The organism is Holdemania sp. (assembly GCF_986127675.1).
This window is the reverse complement of the sequence record NZ_CFQZWI010000069.1, coordinates 1-16,612: the sequence shown is the minus strand read 5'-3', so window position 1 is coordinate 16,612 and position 16,612 is coordinate 1. Positions and strand designations below refer to the sequence as shown.

The 16,612-nt window shown below is 53.0% G+C and carries 15 protein-coding genes; 10 read left to right on the top strand and 5 right to left on the bottom strand.

The genetic code is table 11. The annotated features are described in order from the left end of the window. From AC5OW4_RS10640 to nagA (AC5OW4_RS10600), 9 genes are all read left to right on the top strand, one after another. On the top strand, window positions 1-440 hold a 440-nt coding region (locus tag AC5OW4_RS10640), incomplete at its 5' end, for a PTS system mannose/fructose/sorbose family transporter subunit IID (protein ID WP_493676942.1). A 12-nt stretch (window positions 441-452) separates the two neighbouring features. Continuing rightward, a complete protein-coding gene (gene nagA / locus AC5OW4_RS10635) occupies window positions 453-1,649 on the top strand; it encodes an N-acetylglucosamine-6-phosphate deacetylase (RefSeq protein WP_308559922.1) in 1,197 nt (398 codons plus the stop codon). Window positions 1,650-2,154: 505 nt separating this feature from the next. After that, window positions 2,155-4,887, top strand: coding sequence for a sigma 54-interacting transcriptional regulator (locus tag AC5OW4_RS10630; RefSeq protein ID WP_308559923.1), 2,733 nt, complete (start codon window positions 2,155-2,157; stop codon window positions 4,885-4,887). A gap of 18 nt (window positions 4,888-4,905) precedes the next feature. Beyond that, on the top strand, window positions 4,906-5,319 hold the full coding sequence (locus AC5OW4_RS10625) for a PTS sugar transporter subunit IIA (RefSeq protein WP_308559924.1): 414 nt from the start codon (window positions 4,906-4,908) through the stop codon (window positions 5,317-5,319). A 78-nt stretch (window positions 5,320-5,397) separates the two neighbouring features. Then, complete coding sequence (locus AC5OW4_RS10620; protein ID WP_308559925.1) at window positions 5,398-5,898, top strand: PTS sugar transporter subunit IIB; 501 nt, start codon at window positions 5,398-5,400, stop codon at window positions 5,896-5,898. A 12-nt stretch (window positions 5,899-5,910) separates the two neighbouring features. Then, window positions 5,911-6,708, top strand: coding sequence for a PTS mannose/fructose/sorbose/N-acetylgalactosamine transporter subunit IIC (locus AC5OW4_RS10615; protein ID WP_195396861.1), 798 nt, complete (start codon window positions 5,911-5,913; stop codon window positions 6,706-6,708). Continuing rightward, window positions 6,701-7,513 carry a PTS system mannose/fructose/sorbose family transporter subunit IID gene (locus AC5OW4_RS10610; RefSeq protein ID WP_493676941.1) on the top strand — a complete coding sequence of 271 codons (813 nt, stop codon included), beginning with the start codon at window positions 6,701-6,703 and terminating at the stop codon, window positions 7,511-7,513. Before AC5OW4_RS10615 ends, AC5OW4_RS10610 begins: the two co-directional genes overlap by 8 nt. A gap of 67 nt (window positions 7,514-7,580) precedes the next feature. Next, the gene (gene nagA, locus AC5OW4_RS10605) at window positions 7,581-8,798 is read left to right on the top strand and encodes an N-acetylglucosamine-6-phosphate deacetylase (RefSeq protein ID WP_493676940.1); all 1,218 of its coding nucleotides are present in this window, start codon (window positions 7,581-7,583) and stop codon (window positions 8,796-8,798) included. Between the two features lie 21 nt (window positions 8,799-8,819). Further along, a complete protein-coding gene (gene nagA, locus AC5OW4_RS10600; protein WP_308559930.1) occupies window positions 8,820-10,022 on the top strand; it encodes an N-acetylglucosamine-6-phosphate deacetylase in 1,203 nt (400 codons plus the stop codon). Between the two features lie 169 nt (window positions 10,023-10,191). Here nagA (AC5OW4_RS10600) and AC5OW4_RS10595 read toward each other — a convergent pair whose 3' ends face one another. Beyond that, window positions 10,192-10,653 carry a DUF3021 domain-containing protein gene (locus AC5OW4_RS10595; protein ID WP_308559932.1) on the bottom strand — a complete coding sequence of 154 codons (462 nt, stop codon included), beginning with the start codon at window positions 10,651-10,653 and terminating at the stop codon, window positions 10,192-10,194. Between the two features lie 9 nt (window positions 10,654-10,662). Next, complete coding sequence (locus AC5OW4_RS10590; RefSeq protein ID WP_493676939.1) at window positions 10,663-11,103, bottom strand: LytTR family DNA-binding domain-containing protein; 441 nt, start codon at window positions 11,101-11,103, stop codon at window positions 10,663-10,665. A 271-nt stretch (window positions 11,104-11,374) separates the two neighbouring features. Here AC5OW4_RS10590 and AC5OW4_RS10585 point away from each other — a divergent pair, with 271 nt between their 5' ends. Further along, window positions 11,375-12,760, top strand: coding sequence for a sodium-dependent transporter (locus AC5OW4_RS10585; protein WP_072683390.1), 1,386 nt, complete (start codon window positions 11,375-11,377; stop codon window positions 12,758-12,760). 77 nt (window positions 12,761-12,837) lie between these two features. On the opposite strand, the gene AC5OW4_RS10580 is transcribed toward AC5OW4_RS10585, so the two are convergent. The 3 genes from AC5OW4_RS10580 to spoIVA form a co-directional block, all read right to left on the bottom strand. Next, entirely contained in the window at window positions 12,838-13,530 is a 693-nt protein-coding gene (locus AC5OW4_RS10580; protein ID WP_308559938.1) for a hypothetical protein, read from the bottom strand. A 418-nt stretch (window positions 13,531-13,948) separates the two neighbouring features. Beyond that, on the bottom strand, window positions 13,949-15,298 hold the full coding sequence (locus AC5OW4_RS10575) for a S1C family serine protease (RefSeq protein WP_308559939.1): 1,350 nt from the start codon (window positions 15,296-15,298) through the stop codon (window positions 13,949-13,951). 236 nt (window positions 15,299-15,534) lie between these two features. Continuing rightward, the coding region (spoIVA, locus tag AC5OW4_RS10570) for a stage IV sporulation protein A (RefSeq protein WP_493676938.1) at window positions 15,535-16,612 on the bottom strand (1,078 nt) is incomplete at its 5' end.

Below are 16,612 nucleotides of genomic sequence, written 5' to 3'. Positions count from 1 at the left end.
ATGTGGGCGTGGGCATCTCGCTGGCTCAGCAGGGCAATGTCTTGGGCCCGATTCTGTTCTTAATTCTGTTTAATGTGCCGCATTTAGTGCTGCGCTACTATTGCACGATCTGGGGCTATGTCCTGGGGTCAAAATTCATTCAGACATCCTATGAAAATGGTCTGATTCATCATATGACCAAGCTGGCGACCGTCATCGGTTTGACGACCGTGGGCGCCATGATTGCCACAATGGTGAGCCTTAATGTCGGTTTGACCGTTCAAATTGGCGAAATGGTATTGGTGGTTCAGGAGATTTTCGATCAAATCATGCCGAATTTACTGCCGTTATCATTAACGATGGCCGTCTTCTATGCGATCCGGAAAGGAATTAAGGTGAATACCCTGATCATCGCGATCTTTGTTATCGGACTGTTAGGTACTTTTATCGGTCTGTTGTAAGGACAATGACTCATGAAATTTGAAAACTATGAAATCTGGACGCCTCAGGGAGCAGTAAGAGGAACGCTGGAAATCAAGGATGGGAAAATTGTTGGCCTTTATCCAGATTTACAGTCAGGCGAAGATCATTTCAAGCGAAATAAGATTTTGCCGGGACTGATTGATATTCATACGCATGGTTATTTGGGTTATTCCGCTCAGTCTGCGGATCCTGAAGAATTGCATGGTTTAGCCAGGGCAATGACCTCAATCGGGGTTACTGGATTTTTTCCGACAGCCGGCGAACATTTTGATAAGGAGTATGAGAATCTTTCTGCTTTGGCAAGCGTTATTGATGAACAGAGGCGGACGGAGATTAAGGATGAGGCGCAGATCTTTGGAATCCATATGGAAGGGCCTTTTCTGAATCCGGCAAAAAAAGGTGGTTTCGCACTGAGTCAATTATGCGAGCCTTCTGTCGATAAACTCCGTTCTTATATTTCTGCAGCCGGCGGGCATCTGAAGTATATGACCATCTCGCCTGAAATGGATCCTGAAGGAAGCTTGATGCGCGAATGTCAGAATCATCATATTCTGTTATCAGGCGGTCATACGACCGCTACCTTTGAAGCCTATAACAAAGGGATTGTTTTAGGCTTATCTACCTCAACGCATACGGGGAATGCGATGTCTCCGATTGACCGCCGGGATGGCGGAGCTTTCGGCGCCGCATTGCTTTCAGAGGCTTTGTATAACGAGGTCATCTGCGACTTTGTGCATGTATCGCAGGAAGTGCTGGAAATGATGTTCAGAATTAAAAAAGGAGGAATGGGAAAATTTATCATGATTTCCGATTCGGAATCCCTGTCCGGACTCCCGCAAGGAAATTACTATGAAAAGGGGCGGCATTATACTGTGACGGAGGAAGGGAAGCTCGTGCTTGAAGATGGCGTTTTAGCGGGAAGCGTAACCCATATGCTTCAGGGTGTTCGTAATTGTTATCGAAAGCTCCACAAGTCAATTCCTGAAATTCTGAAAATGACATCTGAGAATCCGGCGGCATTATTCGGTTTAACGACAAAAGGGAAGCTGCTTCCGGGAATGGACGCCGATTTCATCATTCTGGATGACGAGGATCGTCTGATCCAGACCTATGTGAACGGCATATGCGTATATGATTGTCATCAGGAAGCCACGGTTAATCCGCGGTTCATAGATCAGTTACAATGAGACGTCGCTGTAATCTTGCTTTGGCAGAGGAGTTTCTCAGGATTTATTTTGTTTCATTCTGAAATAGTGAATCAGTATGACTGCGCCGCTGAAAAAGGATAATGGATAGCTCTGTTGATTTCTTCAAAAACTGAAATCAGGCTGAAGATGAAGGCCGATTTCAGTTTTTTAATTTGCGGAGATCATGAACTTATTTAAACTGAGATCGAGTGGAAAACTGGTAAATCCGTCATGGAAACCAGTTTTTTTCAAATGTTAAACTCAGGCCGCACAGCGACAGAGCGGGGAGATTCACGTACAATGGAAATGAAAAAGGGCTGAGCTTTCATGGAGATGAGCGTTGTCGTCACCAATCTGAGCTATTCGTCACTGATGAAACGTGTCGCTGACAGTGCCAAAACGATCTGAATTTAGGCAGTCAGTGTTGAAACTTGATGAATGTAAAGACAAATCGGGTGAATATCCTATAATGAAGCCATCAGCCGATCAGAACGAGGTGAATGGGATGAATAAAACAAAAGAGGAAATTCTCATCTGGCTGAAAAACCAGACCCGGATTTACGGTTTGACGCAGCTGGAACGGTTGACGACCCGGAATATTGCCGCGCAGCTGAATCTGTCGCGCACCTTGGCGAGTCAGTATCTCAACGAGCTGTGCAAGGAAAACGCGTGCGTCAAAATCAGCTCCCGTCCGGTTTACTATCTGGCGAAGCAGGAGCTGGAAACAAAATATCAGGTGACGTTGATCGACGAGGAATATTTCAATGTCGCCGATCTGGTGCAGGCACTTTCCCGGAAACCGTACCAGGCGCAAAACTTTGAAAAGATAGTCGGAGCCGACGGCTCTTTGGCCGGCTGCATCGCACAGCTCAAGTCGGCGATGCAATACCCCAGCGGCCTGGCGGTGCTTCTGGAAGGCGAACGCGGCAGCGGACGGCGGTTTCTCGCGCAGTCGGCGTTTGAATTTCTCACGGATCAACATCTGAATTCGGCCGCCGCCCGGTTTGTGCGCTGGAGCGTCAGTGCGGAAATGACTCCTGAACGCCAGCTTGCCGAGTTGTTCGGTGAGGAACAGGAGAGTACGGTGCGCTCAGGTTTGATTGAAAAAGCCGGAGACGGCGTCGTGTACCTGACGGAAGCCGATCAGCTGAGTGCAGAATGTCAGCTGAAGCTGGCTGAATTGATCCGCTCGGGCACCTATACCCGGGCTCGCCAAACACAACCGGTCTTAAAGAATAACGCCCGCTTTATTCTATCGCTGGCCAGCCGGTCTGCGCAGGCATTGCAGCCTGAGCTGCTGCTCAGCATCCCGGTTCACTGCCAGGTTCCTGCCTTTTCCCGCCGTCCGGTCCAGGAACGGGAAGAACTGGTGATCCAGCTGCTTTTGAAGGAACAACGCAAGCTGAACCGGGAGATTAAAATGTCCGCGCGGCTGTTTGGCGCTCTGTGCGCCGATCTGCCGGGACTGAATTTAGCGGAGCTGAATAACGGTTTAAAAACGATGTGCGCGGCTGCCTATTCCCAACATCCGCAAGAGCCGGTCATCGTGTTAAAAGCGATGGATCTGCCGCCGGAGCTGCTGGGCCGCTTATCGTTAAGCCAAATCCGCAAGCCGTCGGAGTCAACGCCATTGCCGATCGAACAATTCCGCCGTCAGGATGGCAGCGATCAGATTTTAAAGCTGTTCGATCATCTGCTGGAAAGTCACCGGCACTATTATAACGAACACCGCGTCTTCGCGCAGTTTCTGGAGCAGGGACTGACGCGGATGCGGGAATATTACGATACGATTATCTTTTCAACCAAGGAGGAGGACAGCCGGCTGGTCGTCATCGAAGCTCAGATCCGCCGTGAACTGGAAACGCTGGATCTGGATCAGCGGCTGACGCTGCCGCCGAACTGCAGCTTTGTGCTGGCCCGGATGACGTGCGCACTGGCGCGAATTCATTCCAGTCTGGCCGTTTGGGAAAGTCAGCGGCAGGAAGCGATTCAGGGCTGTCTGAACACCTTGCGTCAGCAGCTTCCGGAGGCAACGGCGTTAGCAGAGTCGCTGACTGAGAAAATGTGCGGATCGCTTGAATTGCGTTCCCAGCCGTTAAACACGATCTTTCTGACGCTGAACATCCGCTTTTATAACCAGGAGCCGATACGCCGGCAAAACTGCGGCATCATCATCAGCCACGGCTATTCGACGGCGTCCAGCATTGCGGATGCGGCGAACCAGCTGCTGGGAAAACGAATTTTCGACGCGCTGGATATGCCGTTAGATACGGAGGTCGACGAGATCGAGAAAAAACTGAACGAATTTATCCGCTTCCATTCCTATCTCCGTTCGATGATCCTGTTGGTTGATATGGGATCGCTGGAAGGGATTGCTGAGCATCTCGACTGTCCGATGGAAGTCGGCGTGATCAACAACATCTCAACCGGACTTGCGCTGGATATCGGTATGCGCTTAAGCCGGTGCGAACCGCTGGAAATGATTTTGAAATCAGCGTGCGAGAGTTATCAATGCCGGTACCGGATTCTGGCGCGCAAGCAAAAAGAACGGGCGATTCTCTTTACCAGTGATATTTCGGTGAAGATCAGCGGCAAGCTGGCGGAGCTGTTCGCCCGGTCGCTGCCCCGTCCATTAAATATCCGGTTTATTGAAGCTGATTACGCGACGCTGCAGTCGCCGCAAGAACGGCAGGTCTTATTCGACCGCTACGAGGTTCTGATTCTGATCGGGCCGTTAGGTTTTCATCCGGAAAACGTCAATACGATGGCGCTGGAGGATATCGTCAGCTTCCGCTCGATGGAGCCGCTCAATCAGGCCTTGGAAGGCGAGCTGGACACGGCGGAGCTGGAATTGTTTCAGCAGCAGCTGTTAAAGAACTTCTCACTGCAGAGCTTGATGGAAAATTTGACGATTCTCAATCCCGCGCGTCTGTTGGATTGTGTATACGAAGCGGTCAGCGCGCTGCAGCGGCAGATGAACCGGCGCTTTCAAAGCCGGACGCTAGTCGGCATCTATATTCATGTCAGCTTTCTGATCGAACGGTTAGTGACCCGCACGGCGATCGAATCGCTGGCGGATCTGACGCCGTTTGTCCAGGCTCACCGTGATTTCATCGAACAGGTCAACGCCAGCTTCGCACCGCTGCTTAAGAATTACAACGTCACCGTTCCGATCGACGAGATTTCCTATCTCTACGACTATATCGAAAACGACCGACAGGACCCTTCAGGGGTTTAACTTTCAGGAGGAAAAATGATGAGAGAAATCATTCTGGCTTCGCACGGCGCGCTGGCATCGGGCATGGCGGATACCGCGCGGATGATCATCGGCGATGATCCGCATCTGAGCACGCTGGCCTTGTTGCCCGGCAGTCATCCCGATTGCTTAAAGCGTCAGATCGAAGAACGGCTGGCGGCAGAGACCGCCGACGAATTTCTGATTCTGACCGATCTGTGGGGCGGCAGCGTCAACAACGCCTTGCTTGCCCTGGCGCAGGATCCGCGCGTGCATATCGTCGCGGGGATGAATCTGAATCTGGTGCTGCAGCTGTGTCTGAGCCCTGAACCGCTGGCCCGGGCGATTCCTGCGGCGCTGGCGGAAGCCCGGCAGGGGATGATCTACGGCAATGCCGTCCTGGCTTGTCCGCCAACGGAAGACGAACTGTTCTGACGCGGCCGAAACAACCGGGAAACAACAAGGGAATTCACCGGAGCGATCCGGAGGATAAAAAAGAAAGGAGGCGTGACAATGATTAAAATGCTGCGGATTGACGATCGGCTGCTGCATGGACAGGTGGTGTTCATGTGGACGAAACAGCTGAATATTAAGGGCATCATTGTGGCCAACGACGAGCTGGTGACGGATCCGATTCAGAGCCTGGCGATGAAGCTGGCGGTGCCGGAGCATCTGAAGCTGCTGATCAAGACGATCGACGAGGCGGCCAAGCTGATCAACGATCCCCGTGCGGCGGGCATGAACATTCTGATCGTGATGAAAAATCCGGTCGATGCGGCGCGTTTGCTGCAAAAGATTGAAGACAAGTCGGTCATCGAACGGGTCAACATTGGCAACAGCGGCCGGATCGACAAAGGGGACCGGATGATGATGACCAAGGAAGTCTATGTCGACGATGCGGACATCGCGGCGATCGAAGAAATTCTGGCGGCCGGTCTGCCGTTTGAAATTCAGATGATCCCGACGAGCAACAAGGTTCAGGTCAAAGAGGCGTTGAAAAACGTCCGGAAATAGGGAGGACTGTTTATGACACTGGTTCAAGCACTTCTGATCGCCCTGGTGGCGGCAGCCGGTCAGGCGGCGGGGGATATCGGCGGCAACGTCATGGTTAACCGGCCGATTGTTCTGGCTCCGTTGGTCGGTGCGATCCTCGGCGATTTACAACAAGGGTTAATCATGGGCGCGGCGCTGGAACTGATCTTCTTAGGCGTGGTGTCGATCGGCGGCGCAACACCGTCGGATTCCAACATGGGGTCGGTGCTGGGCACGGCCTTCGCCATGAGCATGCACCAGGGCGTGGAGATCGCGCTGGCGCTGGCGGTTCCGATCGGAATTCTTCAGCAGATGGTCAAATATCTCGTTTATTTCTTCCGTGCGACGACGATGCACAAGGTCGAGGAATTCGCCGAAGCGGGCGATTTCGGGAAGATCACGCGCTTCCATTTCGGTCACTGCGCGCTGTATGTTACGCTGTACGGTCTGATCGCGTTTGTTTCGCTGCAGTTTGGAGCCGGAGCGATGCAGGCGCTGGTCGAGAAAATCCCGGCGATCATCATCACCGGCCTGGGCGCGGCCAGCCAGATGCTGCCGGCTGTCGGCTTCGCGTTGTTGATGAACATGCTTTGGGATAACCGGCTGTGCGTCTTTCTGTTCTTCGGCTTCATTTTATCAGTCTATCTGAATCTGCCGATTATCGCGATTGCCGGCATTGCGGCGACGATCGGAATCGTCATGATCGTTCAGGATATCAGCGCATCCCGCACTCCGCGGATGGCGGCGCAGCCGGATGCCCAAAGTGAAGAGGAGGCGTTCTTCAATGAGTAACGTGATGAAATCCGATGAGAAAAAACTGATCAGCCAGCTGTTTTGGCGCTCCTTCGCTTTGGAAGGCTCGTTCAACTATGAAAAGATGCAGGCGCTGGGCTTTGCCTGGGCGATGTTCCCGGCGATCAAGCTCTATTGCAAAACGCCGCAGGAACAAGTCGAAGCGCTGAAACGGCATACCGCGTTCTTCAATATCACACCGAACATCTGCACGTTCTCGTTAGGCATGGCCGCGTCGATGGAAAAAGAATACGCCGAGAAAAAAGATATGGATCCTTCGACGATCAATGCGGTCAAGGTTTCCCTGATGGGGCCGCTTTCGGGCATCGGGGACTCGTTTTTCTGGGGAACTTTCCGCGTCATTGCGGCGGGCGTCGGGATTTCGCTGGCGCAGCAGGGCAGCATTCTCGGCCCAATCCTGTTCTTGCTTCTGTTCAACGTGCCGCATCTGATCATCCGGTATTACTGCACGATCTGGGGCTATCAGCTGGGCTCGAAGTTTATTCAGACTTCGTATGAAAACGGTCTGATTCAGCACATGACCAAGCTGGCGACGGTGATCGGCTTGACGACGGTCGGTGCGATGATCGCGACGATGGTGACGTTCAACGTTGGGTTTACAGCGCAGATCGGCGAAACAACGCTGGTGCTGCAGGAGGTCTTCGATCAGATCATGCCGAAGATTCTGCCGCTCTTATTGACGCTGGGAGCCTTCGGCGCGATCCGCAAGGGCTTCAAGGTCAATACGGTGATTCTGGCAATCTTTGCGTTCGGTTTGATCGGAACGCTGATCGGTCTGTTATAATAGGGTTAACCCGAAGCGGCTTGTTTCAACAGGGCCGCTTCTTCAACTGGGAAAGGAGTTGACGACATTGGGCAACGAAACAGTTTCATTTTACAGCCGCCGGATCCTGACGGAGCAGGGCATGGTGGAAGGGGTGCTGCAGGTCGCGGACGGGAAGTTTGCGGGTCTGATCGAAAATCCAAATCCGGCACAGATCGCGGCGGCCCGGGATTTTGCGGATCAGCGGATCTTTGCGGGCATCATCGACCTGCACAGCCACGGCTATCGCAGCTGGTCAGCCAAAACGATCGACAAGGCGGAAATTCAGGGATTATCGAAAATTCTTCCTTCGATCGGAGTCACGGCGACGCTGGCGACGACCTCGGGCTGGAAGGCGCATGAGATGGAGATGCTCAGCGCGATCGCGGAGGCGTTGGACGAAGGCGTGACCGGTACGCGGATTTTAGGCATTCACATGGAAGGGCCGTTTTTCAATCCGGACAAGCACAACGCGACGCCGCGGGAAGAAGTCATTCTGCCAAGCGTGGAAAAGTGCGAGGCGTATTGGCAGGCGGCCCGCGGGAAGATCAAGTATATGACGCTGGCACCGGAAATGCCGGGCGCGGCGGAAACGATTCACTGGCTGCGGGAACACGGGATTGTCGCGGGGGCCGGTCATACCCTGGCGGATGACGAACAGATGTGTCAGGCAGTTCGGGACGGTATCCAGGTATCGATCCATACCGGCAATGCGATGCGCCAGATCGACCGGCGTGATATCGGCGCTTTGGGCGCGGCGCTGCTGGATCCGGAGGTCGTCTGTGAAATCATCTGTGATTTCTATCATCTCGCGCCGCGGATGCTGGAAATCATGTTCCGAATAAAGCATAATTTTGACAAGTTCATCATGATTTCCGACTCCGACACGCTCTCCGGGGTGGAACCGGGCACCTATTTCGCTTATGGCAAGCGCGTCCACGTACATTCCGACGGGCGGATTCTGCTGGATGACGGCACGATTTCCGGCAGCTCAAAATATGTTCTCTACGGGATGGAAAACCTGATCGAAAAACTGGGGCTGGCGCCGCAGCGGGTCAGCCGGATGGCGTCGCTGAATCCGGCCCGGCTGTTGGGGATCGAAGCGCAGAAGGGTTCGATCGCTCCGGGGAAAGACGCGGATTTCTTCATAATCAACGACCGCTACGAGGTTCAGGAAACATGGGTCGAGGGGCGGCGGGTCTATACGTCCGCGGATCCGATTTTGACCAACGAGCATTTTTCACAGTTCTGTCAGAAGCTGGACTAAACGAAAAGGAGAAAGAAATTCATGAAAATACGCTGCAATGAGATCGTAACCCCGGCAGGTGTGATCGACGGACTGGTCATCGTGGAGGATGGAAAGATCACTCAGATTGTGCCGGCGGCTGAGCTCAAGGAGGAAGCGTGGGATGAGGACTGGCGCGGGTACAAGCTGCTGCCGGGACTGATCGACATTCATACGCATGGTTATTACGGCTATTCGGCCTTGTCGACGAAACCGGAAGATTTTCACGCGCTGTCCAAACAGATGGCGGCGGTCGGCGTGACGAGCTATCTGGTGACGGCGGGCGATCACAATGAGACGGAAATGGAAAATCTGACGGCGATCGCCCAGGCGATCAGCGAACAAAAGCAAGGTTTAAACGGGGAGGCGCGGATGCTCGGCATTCATATGGAAGGACCGTTCCTCAATCCGAACCGGCGCGGCGCGTTTCAGCCGGAGGAGCTGCTTGAGCCCTCCGTTGAGAAAATGCGGGCCTATATTGAAGCCAGCCAGGGTCAGATCCAATATATGACGATGGCGCCGGAGCTGGATCCGCAGGGCGAACTGATCCGTTTCTGCCGCAGTCAGAACGTCTTGCTCAGCGGCGGGCATACCGTCGCGACGTTTGCGGAATATAACCGGGCGATCGAACAGGGGTTGGCGTGTTCAACCCATACCGGCAACGCGATGCGGCAGATGGATCGGCGCGAACCCGGCGCGTATGGCGCGGCGCTGCTTTCCGATCAAATCTTCAGCGAAGTCATCTGCGATTTGTTTCACATCAGTCAGCCGATGCTGGAAATCATGTTCCGGATCAAACCGATGTCGCGCTTTATCATGATTTCCGATTCCGGGCCGATGAGCGGACTGCCGGCGGGGGTTTATACGATCCGCGGACACAAGCGGACAATCAGTGAAGCGGGGCTGGTGCTGCTGGAGGACGGAACGATTGCGGGCAGCTCCAAAAACATGCTTTACGGCGTTCGGAATCTGGCGGAAATGCTGCATAAACCGATCACGGAGATCGTTAAAATGACCTCGGAAAATCCGGCGGTCTTGTTCAGCCTGCCGCATAAAGGCTCGATTACCGCGGGCAAGGACGCGGATCTGATCGTTGTCGACGCTGATTTTCAGCTGATGAAAACCTTTGTCGAAGGCCGCTGCGCTTATCAAAAAGGCGACGTCCTGACGGTCAACCCGGATTTTTTGAAAACCAGCGTTGCTTAAGAAAAGCGTGAGAAACTCACAAACAACAAGAAAGAAAATCCGGCGGAGACTCCCATGATCACAACATAAAAACTGGCCGTGCAAGGTTTTGTTTCCAACTTTGCACAGGCCGGTTTTTCTTGTTTTTGCAGTGTTTCCGTTTGTTCAAATCCGATTTCACAGCTTGGATTCAGGCTTGATTGTGCGCTTTCAGCTGTCGGTTCAGCAGGTTCACCCTGCGCTTCATCAGGCTGTATTCAATCAGCCAGATCATGGCGTAAATTGCGAAGAACAGGCCGAAATAACAACCGAAACCGATCAGCGTGTGCGGCATCCACCACATGAAGTAGGCGATCGGCAGCGTTCCGGAAGAACAGACGATCAAATGAACGAGCGTTTGCTTGAGTAAGCTCCAGCTTTCGATGGACCAGATCTGACTGGCAGCTGCCCAGATCGCGCCGTAAAGCATCGAACAGAGCGTTTGCAGGAGCATCGCGCTGACCTCCGAGCCGCAGAAGCCGATCAGCTCCGGAACCACCGCGTAATAGTGCCCGTTGTTGTGCATCAGCGAGATCGCCAGCGTGATCAGCGTGGAAAGGGCCACGCCGGCAAGCGCTCCTAACAGACCGGTCAGGATCATTTTCTTTTTCATGGTTTCACCTCATATTCCACATGCTTGTTTGATTTTGGAAACGTAGCGCCGGGAAACGTAAGTCTGCGCGCCGTTGGTCAGCGTTACGCAGATCGTACCGGAAAAGCTTAAGTCAAAATGGTTCACCTTGCTCAAATTGATGATTTCCGAATGGGAAATCCGAACGAAATTCCCCGGACTTAGCCGGGTCTGGACTTCCTGCAGACTCAGCCGGACGATAAACCGGCCTTTCTCGGTTTCCGCAATCGTTTTCTTTTCTTGGGCATAGATGCGGATGATTTCCCGGGGCTGAAGCAGGACGAGTTCATCCTCCTGAAACCCCGCAAGAAACGCGGCGGGCGTATTGGATAAGGATTGAATCAGCGTCTGGATTTCGTCAGTGACCTGGCGGGTGAGGACGATGAGCCGGGGTTCGCCGCAGTTCTCGTCGATTTGAATCTCAACCTTCATGTTCATCACTTCCTTTGGCTGTTTTCTTGATCTGACCCTAGTATAGCGGAAATCCCGGCAGGATACATCCGCTTTCCGACAGACGGTCGGTTTTGCGGGTCAAACGGTTAAATTCAGGGAAGGAAAAGAGGCTGAAAAGGATGAATGCTGAAACGGTGAAAAGATGAAACAGAACAAGGAAAGAAATGCGGAGGAAAAGAAAAGTTTTCATTCAAATTTAAGCCGGGGTTTGATATAATGAAAAACAAGGTTTAAAAAAGGGGAACAGGAAATGAATTCAAAACGAGGACAATGGGCCAGTAATCTGGGCTTTATTCTGGCCGCGGCGGGCAGCGCCGTCGGCTTGGGCAATATCTGGAAGTTTCCAGGCAAGATCGCGGCGTATGGCGGCGGAGCGTTTCTGCTTTTGTATGTGCTGATCGTCGCGCTGATCGGTTTACCGGTGATGTTGGCGGAATTATCCATCGGCCGGGCCACACAGAAAAACGTCGTCGGCGCGTTTCACAGCCTGAACCGGCGCTGGACCTTCTGCGGCGGTCTGGGGGTCATCACGTTATTTGTGATTTTATCGTATTACTGTATTGTCGGGGGCTGGGTGACGAAGTATGTTTTCGTGTATTTAACGGGCGCGCATTTCCCGGCTGCGGCCGCGCCGTTTCAGGATTTCTTCGTGCAGTTTATCAGTGCGCCGGTCGAGCCTTTGATCTGGGGCGCGTTGTTTTTCGGCTTGTGCATCTTCGTCGTCGTGCGCGGAGTTTCCAGCGGCATCGAAAAATTCAGTAAGTTTCTGATGCCGTGTTTGTTTTTGCTTCTGATTGCGATCGTGTTCCGGGCAGTCACGCTGCCGGGGGCCTGGGAAGGCGTAAAATATCTGTTTGAAATCCGGCCGGAAGCCCTTAACGGCGATACGCTGGTGGCGGCTTTGGGTCAGGCTTTTTTCTCGCTGTCGGTCGGGATGGGCATTATGGTGACGTATGGATCGTATGTGCCGAAAAAAGAAAATCTGCTGCGCAGCGCGGTGATGATCTGCATTCTCGATACGCTGGTCGCGGTGCTGGCGGCATTGGCGATTGTGCCGGTCGTGTTTGTCACGATGGGCGCTGAAGGGCTGGGCATGGGCGGCGGTTTTGCGTTTATGGCGCTGCCGGAGGTGTTTGCGATGATGCCGGGCGGCGTGCTGTTCGGTCTGGCGTTCTTTCTGCTTCTGTTTCTGGCGGCGCTGACCAGCGCGATCAGTATTCTGGAAAGCTGCACGGCTTTTCTGAACGAAGAGCTGCATTGGAGCCGATTGAAGTCGACGTTGTTTCTGGCGGCGCCGATGAGTTTGTTAAGCGTTGGTTATTCGCTGTCGCAGAGCGCGGAACGCTCGCTGAACCTGCCATGGCTGGATTGGAAGCATGGGCTGCAATGGCTGCCGATGAATGCGGTCATGGAAAAGTTCACCGATAATCTGATGATTCCGTTAGGCGCGTTGTTGTTCTGCGTGTTTGTCGGCTGGATCTGGGGTTCGCGGAAAGCGGCAAAGGAAATCAGCGGCGCGGCGCAGAAGCCGTTTAAACTGGAAAAATACTGGAGTTTTATCGTGCGCTATGTCGCGCCGATCGTAATTTTGATCATCTTGTATTTTACATTGATTCAGGGACAAGGATTGTCATAAACAAAGAAAGAAGCAAACTGCCGTTAAAACAAAAAAGACAGTTTGCTGAAAATCAGATCATCTGCCGCGGTTGGAGCTTAGGCTCGCATCGCGGCTTTTTCTTCCTCCTGAATAATTTCCTGCATCCGCAGATAACGCTTTTTCATCACTTCGCAGATCGGTTTTTGATCGCTGAGCCTGTCCAGATTCCGCTGCATGACTTCGAAGACCGGATCCATTTTAATTAACGCTTCGACGATCGGGGACTGACTGTGCGGGCGGGCTTCTTTGATGAACCAGCGCCATTGATCTTCCTGAGAAAGCGGCGGGGTGAAGCTTTCATCCTGTGCCGGCAGCGGAATGACGACCATTGTGACCTTATCCTCAAACGGCGTAAACAAACCGAAATCAGATAAACGCAAGGTCTGCGGCGCTTTCCATTTCCGGTACGAGGCAGGATTCAGGACAAACGAAACGGCCACGATCGGCTGTGCTTTTTCGATTTCCTTGATGTCAGGGGATTGAGCGGCAAGTAATTCGCTGACCAGCGCTTTCGTCCGGATAGACGCAGTCCGCCAGGCCGTAACGGTCTGAACGCCCAGCACCATGAAATCACCGACCTGGACGCCGACGCCAATCGAATATTCAGAATTCAAAGTTTCTGAATCGATGGTAAAAACCATCGTGGATCCGACGTTTTTATTCATGGAATGGGGCAGGCTGGAGATGATTAATTTGAAAAGCAGATCGTTGGTCAGGTTAAAATACTCGTTGAGTGATGGTTCCGGCATAGTTTGTTCCTCGCTTTCTACCTTTAATATTGCGTTTTTTTTCAAAAAGCCTTGCTGAAATATAAAAAAAGTTAAAATTTTTTCTAAAAATTCGTTTTTTGCCTGAAAACATTTACATCTTGGAAGTGAATTTAACTTTTTTACTCTGTTTCGATAGTAAGCCAAGAGGCATCCGATTCTTTTAAGGATGAAATGAAAAAAACGGAACATCGGCTAAGGCTTAAAGCCAGTCTGCTAACATCATTATCAGAACGTCCCTGATTAAAGTTCAATCTTTTTGTTGCGGGTTCATCCGCTGTTATGAATTCCTTGGGGAAAAGCAGACAAAAAAACGGATCAGTTTAAAACAGCGGACGGTAGAAAAAAACCTTCCGCAAACCGCGGAAGGTCAGAAACTATGCTGTGGAGAATTCAGGGATTAATTTAACGGGACTTGCGGATTGGTCTGCGTCTCGCCATTTTCATTCTGCGGAAGGGTGGTGTTTTTCTTTTCCTGCAGCGTCAGGGACAGGGTAACCGTGGATCCGCCGCGGCTGACCATGATTTCCACGGTATCGCCGACAGCGTAATTGTCTAACGCCGCGCTGAGATCCGCGAAGGATTCCACAACCTGATTGTTGATCGAAATGATCCGGTCGCCCGCCTGCATGCCGGCTTTATCCGCTGCGCTGCCGCTTTCCACATCTGTGATGTAAACACCTAAGCTGTTGACGCCGTACTGCATCGCAGTCTGAGCGTTTTCAATGCTCAACACGGTAACGCCCAGCGCTGGCCGGCCGGTGACATAACCGTTGGCGATCAGCTCCTGTGCGATCCTGCTGACAAGATTGGACGGAATCGCAAAGCCCAGGCCCTCGACGTCGCTGCCGCTGGATTTGGCGACGACCATGCCGATCAGTTCGCCGCGGGAGTTGAACAGCCCGCCGCCGGAGTTGCCCGGATTAATTGCCGCGTTGGTCTGAAGCAGCGTCATCTGCTGATTATCCAGCGTGATCGAGCGATCCTTGGCGCTGATGATGCCGTTGGTTACGGTACCGCCCAGCTCGCCTAACGGATTGCCGATTGCGACGGCGGTTTCGCCGACGTTCAGAGTGTCTGAATCACCGAAGGTGACCGGCGTCAGGCCGCTGGCATTGATCTTCAGCACCGCGACGTCGGTCTTACTGTCGGTGCCGACCAGCACCGCGTCATAGGTTGTTCCGTCGCTGGTACGGACTTGAATGGTGGAAGCACCGTCGATCACGTGGTTGTTGGTGATCAGATAGCCGTCTTCGGAGATGATCACGCCGCTGCCGGCTCCGGTCTGCACGTATTGCTGCAGGAAGCTGCTGTTGGTGACTTTTTCCGTCTTAATTTCCACGACGCTCGGCTGATTCAGCGCTGCGACCTGCTCGACGCTCATCTCGCTGCCGGCCGCAACCGGCTGGACTTCCACCTTGCCGGCGGTCGAACGGTACAGCGTTGTGGAGGAGCCGTTCATCTGGTTGGCCAGCAGGCCGCCGCCGAAACCGATGCCTCCGGCCAACAGTCCGCAGCAGAGAAAGCCGGTGACCATCGTGCGCTTCATCGACTTGCGCTGCTTTGCCAGTTCTTTCAGCACCGGATCGGGTTCGGGCTGGACATGGATTCGCTCGCAGCGGGTTTGTTCCTGAGCTTTTGCCTGGGCATTCGCGCTTGTATGTTCCTGTGAGGCAGCGGTCATGCCGGCTTCATTTTCACAGTGATTTTCTTCTGGGATTCGATTTTCATGATTTTCATTCATCATCATCATCACACCTCTTTCTTTTTACGAGTCTTATTCTAGTCCGGGGATGTGACTTCATATTGACTGAAATATGAAGATTGTGTGAAGGCTTGGGTAAACTGATGTTCACTTTGTAGAGAAGGTGAAAAAAACTGGTTGACCTGAGGGTGAAAAGCATATCCGGCGAAGACTTTCAGAAGGTAGCGAACAGGCAAAAAGAAGCGCCGGAACCTCCGGGCTTCTTTGAGTACAGCTGCCAGTTAGAGAACAATCGCGATGACGTTGCCTTTGCCACGGTTAATCAATTTGGTCAGGATACCCTGCAGGCGGACCCGCGCGGTTTCCGGAATCATCGACAGCTTTGAGTTCATGCCGTCCTTAATGATGTCGGCCAGCTTGCGCCCGAAGATATCCGATTCCCAGATGGCCTGCGGATCGCTTTCCTGATCGCGAAGCAGATAGCTGACCAGTTCCTCGCTCTGTTCTTTCGATCCGATGATCGGCTCAAACGTGCTTTCAACATCGACCTTGATCATGTGAATGGATGGGGCGACGGCTTTGATGCGCACGCCGTAGCGGCCGCCTTGCTTGACGATTTCCGGAGTGGAGAGCTGGATGTCATGCAGGGAGGCGGAAGCGAAGCCATAGCCGGTCTGCTTGACCATCTTCAGAGCGCTGCTGATGGCGTCGTATTCCCGCTTGGCTTCGGCAAATTCCTGCATCAGCTGCATCAGCTGGGCTTTGTCGGTGATGTCCTGACCGATGATTTCCTTTAAGACCTGATTGTAGAGTCCGCTTTTGACCTCCAGATCGACGACGGCGACGCCCTTGCCGGTATCGACGGTCGCCAGGTTGGCTTTCTCGACGTATTCGTTCTCATTGAGGATATCGACGATGCCTTCGACCTCGCGCAGCTTGGTGATCGCCTTCATGCTTTCCTCAATCGAACCGTTAAGACTCTGTTTGAGCCAATGCTCGTCGCTCAAAACGGAGACCCACTTCGGCATCTGAACGTTAATTTCCGAAACCGGGAATTCGTATAGCGCTTCCCGCAGCAGCGCGTGAATATCGTTTTCGTCCAGGCGGTTGACTGCCATCGGAAGAACCGGAACCTGAGTCTTTTCCTTTAACTTGTCGACGACGCTGCGGCATTGAATGGATGAAGGATCCTTGGAGTTGACGATGATGATGAACGGCTTGCCGATCTGGGTCAGTTCGTCGATGACCTCGGCTTCCGCCTCGATATACGAGTCGCGCGGCAGATCCGCGATCGAGCCGTCGGTGGTGATCACGATGCCGATCGTGGAATGATCCTGAATGACCTTCTGCGTGCCGGTC